Raw genomic sequence first — 12,730 nt, 5'->3', positions numbered from 1 at the left:
GTTCTTTGGTTGCCAAATGACATGGCCGTGTATCAGACGCGGGCTCCATTCATATCAGCCTTGCAACGGGAGAGTGCCATGAGCGGCGGTTGCGCATGCTTGGCCTGGTAAGTCTTCGAAGTTAGGCGGAAGCGGCGTTGCTTCAGCACCGCTTCTTTTTAAGGGGAATACCGATGCACCGACGAGACAAAGCCATGGCCACTGTGGCCGTACTAGGCATCATGTTAGCCGGCGCAGGCCCACTCGCAGCGCAGGAAAAACTAGAGACCATCTCAGTTACCGGCTCACATAAAGCGCTGGCTTTTAAGCTCGATCGCATACGTAGAGACTTCGCTCGATTCAACGATCTACCCGAGAGTGAGCGCGACAAGGTTCGCCTTTCCTTTTATCTGGCCGGAAAGCAAGTTCCGGATACCTCGGCACTTGAGCTGGCCATTGTCAGCGACCTTGAAACCCTTCCCGTTTCCGTGACGGCGCACGGTCGTGTCGATATCCCCCAAGCCGTCATGGACATGAAAGGCGATGCCGTCTTGCAATCCAACACCGCGGGCGCGCCGTTCAACATCATCTACAAGATCGATGTCGTCCCCGAGTCTCCCGGTTTGATGAAGGTCTCCTACCTTCGATCCGCCATCACCCAGGCGCGGAGCGCCTGGAAGAAGGAATACGGAGCAGGCAGCCTGCTGGTTCCCCGATTCAATTGTGCGAGCTTCCAGTTCTCGTCCATTCAACCGGTAAACATCGAAGACGAAAACCACTCGGTCGTATGGTCAGCGAGTGGAACGGACGTAAAAGTGCCCCTTTCTTCTCAGGCTTTGCCCGACGATGCCAAGTTGCTTTGGGACGACGGCCAACTTGTGCGCATTGCCGCCTGCAAGGAGTAAGCGTGGCGCATCCAAACATCCCAGCAGAAGATCTGTTTTGAGGTGTAAAAATGAAAGATCGATCGAATCCTCTCGCCATCACCACGAAGATCTTCATTGCACTGCTCTCGACCACTTACGTTATACGAGCCTCTGCGGACACGCTTGACGTTGGCCAAGACGGGATCATCCATGCAACGGTGAATGGGCACCCAGCAAAACTATTGGTTCGTGGTGACTGGATTTCGTACCCACGTTGAACCCCGATGCTGCTGTGCAGCTTGGCATTCGAAGCAATGTCTTCGCCAGCATGATAGGTATCCAGGCTATCGTTGGAACAACGATCATTCCTGGTCACACGGGCAAGGCAAAGTTCTTGATCGATGGCCGGGAAAGCAACCTACGAGCCCTTTGGTTCGACAAACCCGCGGCGTCGCAACTGGAAGGGCTGGCTGGCCCCAATGCGTTGGCGCAATCGGTGATTCGTTTGAACACTGGCGTTGCTGTTGAGCACCCGACGGTATTCAGTCTCCCCATTCAAGTGAACAACAACAAGGTGGGTACACAGATCACAGTGGACCAAACACCCATATTTGTGATGTTTAACCCCTTGCGCGAGCACACCATTGCGTCTGCAGCAGCTGGACAAGTTATTTCAGCTGCTCATGGAGGGAGGTGGTCAGGGACGAGCAACACTGAAGCCACAGACTTTGGTATCGACCGCCCAGTGCGCGGACTAAGCCTGGCGACTCCGATAGACATCGGAGCACTTCGCATTCAAACGATGTTAGTTCGCGACTACTCCCGTGTATCTGGAGTCGAGGAAGGTGGTGCATCCGCGAGCGCACTGGATCCAAGCGAAGCAACGTTGCCAGCAGTGGTGGTGACGGCGGACACCAAGAGCAAAGTCAAACCGCTCTACTACCTAACGCTAGGGCGCGACGCACTGGGTCACTGCGGTAGCATCACATTCAACAAGGACGCCAATCGAATTGAGCTTTCCTGCGAATAGCTAGATCAGTGTAAAGGGCTAGGCATTTCGCCTGGTCATGTGTATCAAGATTAGGAACAAACGGGAACAAACGGGAACAAACGGGGTCAGGTTAACTTCAACGTTAGCGAGAAGTGAACCTAACCCCGTTATCGGTTATCAAAAAGCGACCTGACCCTTGTTTTATTCAGGTTGCTCCAACGATTTGACAAACGGTCCCACAAGCGACCAACGCAAGGCCAATCCAACCAGCTACCTGTTTGAATTTTGACTCGGAGTGAGCGACTTCGATGTCTTGTTCAGCTTGTTCCCGGCGGCTCCGCACAACCGACTCCATACGATCTAAATTAGCATTGAGTGCTCTTGCTTTTATCCTTTGAAACTGTTCCACGCTGCTCAATGCGGATGCGAGCCGTATTTGGGAAGAAGCTCTAGCGTTTGCAAACGCGCCGTCCCAAAAGAGGCCGCTCATGCCAATCATAGCGCCACCGTAAGCAAGCAAAATCCCCGACTGCGCGAGACGCTTTTTTATATCCGAGCTAAGTCTGGGAAAATCAATATCTGCCAACCAAACAAAGGCGACCACAGCAAGCATTGTCAGGCCCGTGGTGAGAAGTGCATGGCCTACAGTTGGTAACTTTCTCTGCTTCAAAATAAATTGCCTAATGAATTTCTGCTGTAGTACTTAGATATTCGAAAAAAGTCAGAGTGTCTTCCTCTCGGAAAAACATCCCTCCCTTTTTTTGAAGCATGGACGATCAATCACCCCATTCGGTCTTGGCCCACTCAAGAATCGAGTCTTCCCGCTCTACAATGCTCTTTGCGAGCCAACCTTCCCGTTCAATTGCCTTGGCCACATCAACCGCAATTAGAAGCCCAGTATCTCTGTAAGCATCGGCCTTATCCTTTGGCATTTTATCCTGAAGCTGGGAATTCAAATTTGGAGGGAGCAAGACTAAGTTACCAAGTCGATTTTTGGCCTTCACAGGCCCTCGACTTTTAGGAAAAATATGCTCAATTGAATCCGACGGACTAGCCAACCAGATCTTGGCCCATTGTTCATTCTTAAACCGCATTCCTTTTAATTTTGCCAAATACTCTTCATACCGAAACATCATGTACCGAAGTTCGCGCTCCCACCCATCGTAGCAGTCGGCGCCCCTTAAAGCTTTAATCGCCTCATCGATCGGAAACTCGCTTCCTATATCGCAGATCGCTTGATCGATCTCTTTGAATTTCGGCTGTTCATTAATAACTCGCCAAGCAAGACGAACATAATCGCCTACGCGGGTACGCGCGTCGTTACCCAACATGCCGTAGATTCGAAAAGTCACTCGCTCCCAACGCTTAAGTAACCCGTCACGTTCGCTCTCTGTAAAGTCTGTTCTCAGTGCAATAGCCACTGCCAAAAGTCGTGCCTGCGAAATTCTCGTAACCGCATTAAGCCGTGTGTTAGCTAAAACAGAGTCACACGCATTCGTGCAATCCAGCAACCACGCTGCCACTTGACGCAGAGCGGCCGCGCTCACAGCACCAGTGGCCCGGAGAGCCTCCACTGCGTCCTCCTCACTCAAGGGGCGACTCGGAGCGGACTTTGACTGCAAGGTTGCAGCAAATCTTAGTGCTTCCGTGCTAAGACCTTGGCGAAGCCCTATCGATGAATAAATATCACGCCAGATGGAATGAAGCTCCCTAATAACCCCTGGCGCGTTGGCTTTTGGCATATCAAAGGCCATTCCCATCAAAATACTCTTCAAACGATCAAGCCAAGACACAGTCAGACCGCGACTATTGAGCACTTCAAAGACTGTATATACAGTTCTCTCTTGATCGATCTCATGCAGAAGAAAGTAAAGCTTGTTTTTGAGAAGCGACGCGAGACTCAGCAGGGTGCGGTCGCCAGTACTCCAAGACTCAACGAAACCATGGCAACTCTCTATCGCTTCTAGAATCTCCCGGTCAGCTATAGTCGCCGCGATCTTTGACGCGACCCTCGCACCATGACGAAGGTAGTTCGCAAAATAATGACTGCTATCGTGGTTTGTCTGAAGAAGAAGAAGCTCCCCGCCCTCGGGTTTCACCAGAAGGTCAGACAGCTCAAGATAGAGCTTCTCTTCATCCTTCACGGATCGATCAAGCGCAATACAAATCGCTTTTAGCAAAATAATTAAGGTAGTTAAGCGCTGCTGCCCATCCACAACCTCGAGCACTTGATATTCATCAGTGCCCAGCTCCTGCTTGTCTCGCCGAAGACATACCATGGCGGCCATGAAATGGACCTCGTCCTTTCCGGCCGCGTGAGTTTTCAGCAGGTCGCTAAAAAGATCATCGCGCTGATGCTTAGTCCAACTATAAGCGCGCTGGTACTCCGGAATTTTAAACAATCGCCCGAGCAGGAGTTTATTAAGCGCAAGGTATTGTGGCTGAATATTTAGCATCCCAACTCCAAAGATTTTTCGTGATCAACAAACTAACAAACCGGACTAACAAACGGAGTCGAACTAACCAACAGGGTCATTAAAGGGGCAGATTCATTTCCGTACAGGCGAGAAGTGAGCCTGTACACGATATCGCGTATTACGGACTCTTTATAAACGCACACTCTAATCCTTGTTCCCAACCACTTAGGCAGGGATTCATTTGCAACTAGGACCTCGCTCCTTATAGAAAAGACCAAACTTCGCCGGCACGAGGGCGCATATAATCCGCATGCCTCGCCCCTATTTGCTCGAGCACATCTAAAGCCAGGACGGCCCATGCCCTGTTGCCCCAGGTGATTTAAACAAAAGAAAGGGCGGCATTACTGCCGCCCTTTGTATTATCGAAAATCTCAGTCACATGCTTTAGCCGCATTTGCTGTAACCGCAATTCAAACAAGTCTGGCACCCATCCATCAGCACCAGCGCCTGCGTGTTGCACTTGGCGCACAGCGTGGCGCCCGGCGGGAAGCCCGTGGCGGATTCGGTCTTGGATTCGGTGGAGACAGGTGCAGCGCTCTTGCCGTTCGCAGCGGCCTCGTAGGCGGCGCGCTTCTCGGCAATCAGCTTGCGGGTCGACTCGTCCATCTCCGGGTCGTGGATGAGGCCGATGGACTTCATGTGTTGTTCGATGACCGCGCCGATCTCGGCGACGATGCTGGGCATGTAGATGCCGCCGGCTTTGAAGTAGCCGCCGCGCGGGTCGAACACGGCCTTCATTTCTTCGACGAGGAAGGTGACGTCGCCGCCTTTGCGGAACACGGCGGAGATGATGCGGGTGAGCGCCACGATCCACTGGAAGTGGTCCATGTTCTTCGAGTTGATGAAGATCTCGAAGGGGCGGCGCTGTTCGTAGGCGGTGCCGACGTTGAGCACGATGTCGTTGACGGTGACGTACAACGCGTGTTCGAACAGCGGCGATTTGATCTTGTAGGTGGAGCCGACGAGCGTTTCGGGACGCTCCAGGCTCTCGTGCATCTGGATGATTTCCGCCTTGGGCGCTTCCTTGGAAGCGGCCGGCTGGGCGGCGGGTGCTGCGGGGGACGCGGCCTTGTCCTCGGGCTTGACGACGTTGTAGCCCTTGATCTTCTTTTCGATCTTGATCGCCATGTGTGTGGTTCTCTTTGGGGAACCTCACGCGACGTTCCGTCGTTTTCGTGTCTTTCGCCTTGCTGGCCGGGAAGGCACTGGATTCCCGCCTGCGCGGGAATGACGGTTCGAAGAGTTTGAGGTTCGGGTGTTGCGGGCGGCTCGCGTCGCGGAAACAAACCGGCCCGGCGTTGTTGCGCCGGGCCGGTTCGGGTTACGACTTACTTGCGGCGTGCGGCTTTCTTGGCGACCTTGCGGACGACCTTCTTCGCGCTCGCCTTCTTGCTGGCAGTGGACCTCTTGACCGCCTTGGCGGCCTTCTTGCCGGCGACCTTGCGGACCGCCTTCTTCACGGCGGCCTTCTTGGCCGTCTTTTTGATGACCTTGCGGACGGCCTTCTTGGCAGCGGTCTTGCGCACTGCCTTCTTGGCGGCCTTCTTCACGGCCTTCTTGGCAACCTTCTTGGCGGCTGCCTTCTTCACGGCCTTCTTGGCGACCTTCTTGGCAGCTGCTTTCTTCACAGCCTTCTTGGCGGTCTTCTTGATGGCTGCCTTCTTCACAGCCTTCTTGACGGTCTTCTTGGCAGCGGCCTTCTTCACCGCCTTCTTGGCGGTCTTCTTGGCGCCAGCCTTCTTCACGGCCTTCTTGGCGGTCTTCTTGGCAGCGGCTGCCTTCTTGGCCGGAGCTGCCTTCTTGGCTGCGCTGGACTTCTTGGCACGAGCCTTCTTGGGCTTGGCTGCCGCGGTCACTTCGACCACGGGAACTTCGACCGGCGCGTCAACGACCGTTACGGTTTCTTCTTTCACATCAAACTCGGTATCGATGGACATGCGTGTTATCCCCTCCGACGTGGATTGTTTGTTGAGCCTTGCCACCGGATATTTCGGTGTCGTTCTTGGCAGTGGGCGATGCGTGTTACGGGGCATCGGGACATAGTTTAGAACTTTCCGTAATACCCTTCCTTCAAGGCATCGAACAAATTGGCGGCGGTGTGCATTTCGCCGTCGTATTCCACTTCTTCGTTGCCTTTCAGTTCCACCACGCTACCGTCTTCCAATTCGAAGCGGTAGAGGGTGCTCTCAAGGTCGGCTTCTTTGACGAGCACGCCCTGGAATGCTGCGGGGTTAAAACGGAAGGTGGTGCACCCCTTCAAACCCTGCTTGTACGCGTAGAAATAGATGTCCTTGAAGTCTTCGTACGGGTAGTCGGTGGGGACGTTCGCCGTCTTGGAGATGGACGAGTCCACCCACAGCTGCGCGGCAGCCTGGATGTCCACGTGCTCCTTGGGCGAGATGTCGTCGGCGGCCACGAAGTACTCGGGCAGCTTGGACTTGGGGGCGTCCGTGAAGGGCAGCGCGTCGGCGTTGATAAGCGCGCGATAGGCCAGCAGCTCGTAGCTGTAGACCTCCACCTTTTCCTTGGTCTTGCGGCCTTCGCGAATCACGTTGCGCGAGTAATGGTGCGCAAAGCTGGGTTCGATGCCGTTGCTGGCGTTGTTGGCCAGCGACAGGGAGATGGTGCCGGTGGGCGCGATGGAGCTGTGATGCGTGAAGCGCGCGCCGGTTTCGGCCAGCTCGGCCACCAGGTTGGGCGCCACGCTGGCCACGCGCTGCATGTAGCGGCTGTACTTGGCGTGCAGCACGCGACCGGGGATGGCATCACCCACCTTGTAGCCGTCGGCGACCATTTCCGGGCGCTTGCGCAGCATGTCGCCGGTGACGGTGTAGTCCTTGGCGAGCACGGGCGCCACGCCCTTTTCCTTGGCCAGGTCCAGCGCCACTTCCCAGCCGGCGACGGCCATTTCGCGGGAGACGTCTTCGGTGAAGGAGACCGCTTCGCCGCTGCCGTAGCGCATCTTGAGCATGGTGAGCGTGCTGCCCAGACCCAGGAAGCCCATGCCGTGACGGCGCTTGGAAATGATCTCGTTGCGCTGCTGTTCCAGCGGCAGGCCGTTGATCTCCACCACGTTGTCGAGCATGCGGGTGAACACCTTGACCACGTCGCGGTATTCGTCCCAGTCGAAACGGGCCTTGGGGCCGAACGGGTCGCGCACGAAGGTGGTCAGGTTCACCGAGCCCAGCAGGCACGAGCCGTAGGGCGGCAGCGGCTGCTCGCCGCAGGGGTTGGTGGCGCGGATGTGCTCGCACCACCAGTTGTTGTTCATCTCGTTGACCTTGTCGATCAGGATGAAACCCGGCTCGGCAAAGTCATACGTGGACACCATGATCATGTCCCACAGGTGTCGCGCACGGATGTGGCCGTACACCTTGCAGGCCACCAGGCCGTCGTCGCGCTCGATGTAGTTCTCGTGGGTGGCCCACTCGCGCCACACGATGGTGGACGCGTCGGTGAGGTCCACCTCGTCCTTTTCCTTCACGTGCACGGGGAACACCAGCGGCCAGTCCTGGTCGTGCTCCACCGCCTGCATGAAGCCGTCGGTGACGAGCAGGGACAGGTTGAACTGGCGCAGGCGACCGTCTTCGCGCTTGGCGCGGATGAATTCCTTCACGTCCGGATGGCTGACGTCGAACGTGCCCATCTGCGCACCGCGGCGACCGCCGGCGGAGGAGACGGTGAAGCACATCTTGTCGTAGATATCCATGAAGGACAGCGGGCCGCTGGTGTAGGCGCCGGCGCCCGACACGTACGCGCCGCGCGGACGCAGCGTGGAGAACTCGTAGCCGATGCCGCAACCGGCCTTCAGCGTCAGGCCTGCCTCGTGCACCTTCTCCAGGATGTCATCCATGGAATCGCGGATGGTGCCGGACACGGTGCAGTTGATGGTGGACGTGGCGGGCTTGTGTTCCAGCGCGCCAGCGTTGGAAGTGATGCGGCCCGCGGGAATGGCACCGCGGCGCAGCGCCCACAGGAAACGCTCGAACCAGTGCTCGCGAAGTTCCGGCGTGGCTTCCACGTCGGACAAGGCACGCGCCACGCGTTGGTAGGTGCCGTCGACGCTGTCATCGACCGGCGTACCGGACTTCGCCTTGAGGCGATATTTCTTGTCCCAGATATCGAAGGACGCCGGCTGCAGCGGGATGGCGGTGGAATCGCGGTTTACGGCTGGTGCACGCGCGGTGCTCATCGGCTTCCTGACCTCTCGGTATGGCCTCTCGGCCCCGTGTTGGTTTTTGTTCTGTTTGGCTAAGCCGTCCGCATCAGGCCGTATCGAAAACCCCAAGCCCGTGCGTACTGCTCGACCCTTGCGTTCCCTGCCCGACCTTTTGGGCCACCCTCCCCCCGAGGATGTTCCGTGACACCAGCTCTTGGGTGAGACCCCGGCCTTGTCACACAAGATGTTGTGGTCGCGAACAAGTTCGAACGTTACCCCCGCCCCTTTGCGATGTAAAGTGATTTCGTCAGTGCGTGTCGGATGGAACCGTCGCCGCCGCGTCGAGTCGAAGCACGGTCGATTCTTCTCGTGAAAAAGGAGCTTCCATGCCTGCCCGTTTCATCCGCCGACTGGCTGCCGCCGCCTTCGTTCTGGCCGCCGCCACGCCCCTCGCCCGTCGCGCGGCCCAGCCGCCTACCGTGGACGGCCAGCGGCTGCCGTCGCTTGCGCCGATGCTGGAGAAAGTGACGCCGGCCGTGGTGAACATTTCCACCAAGACGCGCGTGCAGGTGCGCGATCCGTTCTTCGACGATCCGGTATTCCGTCAGTTCTTCGGCCTGCAGGGTTCGCAAGGCGCGCGTTCGCGCGTGGAGCAGAGCCTGGTGTCGGGCGTGATCGTGGATGCGGCGAAGGGTTATGTGCGCACCAACAATCACGTGGTGGGCGGCGCGGACGACATCACGGTGACGCTGCAGGACGGTCGCGACTTCAAGGGCAAGCTGGTAGGAACAGACCCGGACACCGACCTGGCCGTGGTGCAGATTGAAAGCAACACCCTGCAGGCGCTGCCGATGGCCGATTCGTCCAAGCTGCGCGTGGGTGATTTCGTGGTGGCCGTGGGCGATCCGTTCGGCCTGGGCCAGACCGTGACCTCGGGCATCGTGTCGGCGTTGAGCCGCTCCGGCCTGGGCGGAACCGGCTACCAGAACTTCATCCAGACCGATGCCTCGATCAACCCCGGCAACTCCGGCGGCGCGCTGGTGAACCTGCGCGGCGAGCTGGTGGGCATCAACACCATGATCCTCTCGCCGTCGGGCGGCAACGTGGGCATCGGCTTTGCCATTCCCACCAACCTGAGCCGCGACGTGATGCAGCAGCTGATCGCCAACGGCAAGGTCAACCGCGGCAATCTCGGCATCGAGACGCAGGACATCACCCCGCGCATTGCCAAGGTGCTGGGGTTGAAGGACAACAACGGCGCCGTGGTGACGCGAGTGACCACGGGTTCGGCGGCGGACAGTGCGGATATCCAGGTGGGTGATGTGATCACCGCCATCGACGGCAAGCCGCTGCGCAACGCGCAAGACCTGCGCAACGCCGAGGGCCTGATGCCGCTGGGCAGCACGGTGAAGCTGACGGTGCAGCGCAACGGCGCCACGCGCGACGTGAGCGCCAAGCTGGTGCCGGAGAAACTCGCCACGGTGGACGGCGCCAAGCTGGACGCGCGCCTGGCCGGTGTGACCTTCAGCGAGCTCTCGCAGAATCAGCGCGGCCAGGGCATCCGTGGCGTGGGCGTGGGTGCGGTGCGCAACGGCAGCCGCGCGGCGCAGGCAGGGTTGCAGGCGAACGATGTGGTGATCGGCATTGGCAACCTGCGCGTGCCTGACCTGCGCACGCTGCAGCAACTGGCGGGCGTGAATCCGCGGCAGCTGGTGCTGGTGGTGTCGGGGGATGATGGGGTGCGGTACGTGGATGTCCGCTGATGCGTGTGATTTTTTGGAGCGAAAGTCACTGGACCCCGGCCTGCGCCGGGATGACGGTGAGGGGAATGTGCGCCTCGATCTTCTGAACGTTCCGACTTCCCATCCACATCCCATCACCCTCACCGTCATCCCGGCGCAGGCCGGAGGTGCTTCATCAACGGCCGAAGGGCCGGTCATCCAGTGACTTTGCATTCGGAAATCACTGAAAGACCAAATCCGTCGCATTCCACCTGCGACAATCCACATCCTCGTGAAATGCGCTAACCGCGCATGAACGCCGCCGGCAATGCGTGGCCGAAGTCGCGTTTTTCCTCGATGCAAGCGAGCCAACGCGCTTGCGGTTTGGCCGGTAGCTGGATGAAATAGCCGGGTTACACACTGCACGCGCGCCCGGTTAAGGCGGCTCGCGACCCATCATCATCATTCGGGGTTCCCAACCGCCATGTCATCACGACTTTCCCGCTTGCTCATCGTTGCGCTGCTTACCGCAGGCGCAGCCACTGGCGCATTCGCCGCCACCGGCAAGACCACCAAGTCCACCAAGAAGCCTGCTACCCCGCCGCCGCCGGCGCTGGTGTGGCGTGGTGACTACGCCACGGCGCGCGGCGTGGTCGAGGCCGTGGCTGCGGCTTACGAGAAGAGCGGCAAGGGTCGCATCGAAATGCAGCCGTTCAACACGGCCTCGGGCCTGGACGCCGTCGAGCATGGCCTGGCCGACATCGCCGGCAGCGCGCGCAGCAGCTCCAACGATGCCGAAAGCAACCTGCTGTTCACCCCGGTGGCGTTCGACGCGCTGGTGATGGTGACGCATCCGTCCAACAGCGTGCCGAACCTGACGGTGAAGCAGCTGCACGACATCTACCTGGGCAAGATCACCAACTGGCGCGATGTGGGCGGCAAGGACGCACCGATCAACCTGTACGCCGTGGCCAGCCCGGGCGACGGCGTGGAATACAGCCTGCGTCGCCTGGTGTTCGGCCGTGGCAACCAGCCGGTGGCCGCGCCGCGCCTGTACGTGAATACGGCCAAGCTGGAAGAAGCCGTGACGCTCGATCCGAACGCGCTGGGCGTGACCACGCTTTCCGGCGTGGCCGGCAATGCCAAGGTGCGCATGATCAGCATCGACGGCGTGGCGCCGAGCCTGTCCACCGTGTCCGACGGCAGCTACCTGCTCTACACCCCGCTGTTCCTGGTGACCAACAAGGAAAGCCCGAAGGCCGCGCAGATCTCCGCCTTCATGGACTTCCTGCTCACCGACCAGGTAAAGGCGTTGGCCCGTGCGCATCAGCTGGTGCCTTACATCGAAGCGCCGCAGCTCGCCCAGGGTGACAAGGCCCGTCGCGAGAAGCTGCTCGCCGAGAGCGGCGTGAAGGCCGACGTGGTGGCCGATCCGGTGCTGACGGAAGAAGTCCGTCCGACCATGCCGACCGCACCGGCCGCTGCTGAAGCCGCTGCCGCCCCGACGGCCGAGAAGGCGGGCGCTGCTGCTGGCCAGACCTACACCGTCTCCAAGGGCGACACGCTCGGCACCATCGCCAAGAAGTACTCGGTGTCGGTGGCGGATCTGAAGAAGTGGAACGACCTGTCCAGCGACAACGTGAAGATCGACCAGGTGCTGAAGGTCAGCGGCAACTGATCGCCCGCGTGCAGATCCGTGCCCTGACGCTCGACCTGGACGACACCCTGTGGCCGGTACTGCCGGCCCTGGAACGTGCAGACCGCGACCTGGACGCGTACCTGCGCCAGCACTATCCCGACGTGGCACGCGCATGGCCCATTCCGGCCATGCGCGCGCTGCGTGCCGAGGTTGCTGCCGAGCGCACCGACCTCGCCCACGATTTCACCGCGCAACGTCACATCACCATGCAACGCGCCTTCACGGCGTGCGGCATCGACGAAGCGCCGCTGGAAGCGCTGTGGGACGTCTACTTCTCGGCGCGCAACAGCGTCGACCTCTACCCCGATAGCCTCCCCGCCCTGCAGCGCATTGCCGCACGCTGGCCGGTGGTCAGCCTCACCAACGGCAACGCCGACCTGGACCGCATTGGCATTCGCGAGCACTTCGCGCATCACATCTGTGCCCGCGACACCGGCATCGCCAAACCCGATGCCCGCATTTTTGTCGCCGCCGCCGAGCACCTCGGACTGCGGCCTGAAGAAATCCTCCACGTCGGCGACGATCCTGAACTCGACGTCGTCGGCGCCCGCGACGCGGGCCTGCGCACCGCCTGGATCAACCGCCACGGCCACCCCTGGCCGGGCCTGCTCGGCACCGCACCTGACCTCGACCTGCGCGACATGACTGCGCTGGTGGATTGGTTGGAGGCGCAGGGCCAATAGCAGAAGGCGTCGCGGTTTTTCCCGTAGCCCAACCTTGTAGGAGCGCACTTGTGCGCGACTGCAGCGTTGCGATGTAGCGCTCCGTCGGCTGGTCGCGCACAAGTGCACTCCTACAAGGGATTCCGGGCCCGTGAGGTGCGATCGCCTTTTGTTGT

Annotated in this window: 10 protein-coding genes; 5 read left to right on the top strand and 5 right to left on the bottom strand. The window is 59.3% G+C overall.

What is annotated here, in order from left to right; translation table 11 throughout:
• The first annotated feature begins 194 nt into the window (after window positions 1-194).
• Window positions 195-884: a hypothetical protein gene (locus tag DK366_RS08640; protein WP_157956480.1), complete on the top strand. Its 690-nt coding sequence runs from the start codon at window positions 195-197 to the stop codon at window positions 882-884.
• Between the two features lie 235 nt (window positions 885-1,119).
• Window positions 1,120-1,875 (top strand): hypothetical protein, encoded by a 756-nt coding sequence (locus DK366_RS08635; protein ID WP_157956479.1) that lies wholly within the window; start codon window positions 1,120-1,122, stop codon window positions 1,873-1,875.
• 166 nt (window positions 1,876-2,041) lie between these two features.
• On the opposite strand, the gene DK366_RS21180 is transcribed toward DK366_RS08635, so the two are convergent.
• From DK366_RS21180 to DK366_RS08615, 5 genes are all read right to left on the bottom strand, one after another.
• Window positions 2,042-2,449: a hypothetical protein gene (locus tag DK366_RS21180; RefSeq protein ID WP_157956478.1), complete on the bottom strand. Its 408-nt coding sequence runs from the start codon at window positions 2,447-2,449 to the stop codon at window positions 2,042-2,044.
• A 163-nt stretch (window positions 2,450-2,612) separates the two neighbouring features.
• Window positions 2,613-4,292, bottom strand: a complete 1,680-nt coding sequence (locus DK366_RS08630) for a DUF262 domain-containing protein (protein ID WP_109125141.1) — start codon at window positions 4,290-4,292, stop codon at window positions 2,613-2,615.
• A gap of 405 nt (window positions 4,293-4,697) precedes the next feature.
• The gene (locus DK366_RS08625) at window positions 4,698-5,441 is read right to left on the bottom strand and encodes an NrdJb (RefSeq protein WP_109125140.1); all 744 of its coding nucleotides are present in this window, start codon (window positions 5,439-5,441) and stop codon (window positions 4,698-4,700) included.
• A gap of 200 nt (window positions 5,442-5,641) precedes the next feature.
• Entirely contained in the window at window positions 5,642-6,250 is a 609-nt protein-coding gene (locus DK366_RS08620) for a histidine biosynthesis protein HisIE (protein WP_198651484.1), read from the bottom strand.
• 107 nt (window positions 6,251-6,357) lie between these two features.
• The gene (locus DK366_RS08615) at window positions 6,358-8,505 is read right to left on the bottom strand and encodes an adenosylcobalamin-dependent ribonucleoside-diphosphate reductase (RefSeq protein ID WP_109125139.1); all 2,148 of its coding nucleotides are present in this window, start codon (window positions 8,503-8,505) and stop codon (window positions 6,358-6,360) included.
• Window positions 8,506-8,858: 353 nt separating this feature from the next.
• On the opposite strand from DK366_RS08615, the gene DK366_RS08610 reads away from it, so the two are divergent.
• The 3 genes from DK366_RS08610 (at window position 8,859) to DK366_RS08600 (ending at window position 12,575) form a co-directional block, all read left to right on the top strand.
• Window positions 8,859-10,235 (top strand): Do family serine endopeptidase, encoded by a 1,377-nt coding sequence (locus DK366_RS08610; protein ID WP_232820974.1) that lies wholly within the window; start codon window positions 8,859-8,861, stop codon window positions 10,233-10,235.
• Between the two features lie 442 nt (window positions 10,236-10,677).
• Window positions 10,678-11,871, top strand: a complete 1,194-nt coding sequence (locus tag DK366_RS08605; protein WP_109125138.1) for a substrate-binding domain-containing protein — start codon at window positions 10,678-10,680, stop codon at window positions 11,869-11,871.
• Between the two features lie 8 nt (window positions 11,872-11,879).
• Window positions 11,880-12,575, top strand: coding sequence for an HAD family hydrolase (locus DK366_RS08600; RefSeq protein WP_109125137.1), 696 nt, complete (start codon window positions 11,880-11,882; stop codon window positions 12,573-12,575).
• Window positions 12,576-12,730 lie beyond the last annotated feature (155 nt).

Source organism: Dyella sp. C11, assembly GCF_003121485.1.
In the GTDB taxonomy this organism is placed as follows: Bacteria; Pseudomonadota; Gammaproteobacteria; order Xanthomonadales; family Rhodanobacteraceae; genus Dyella.
This window is presented reverse-complemented; position numbering and strand designations above follow the sequence as displayed.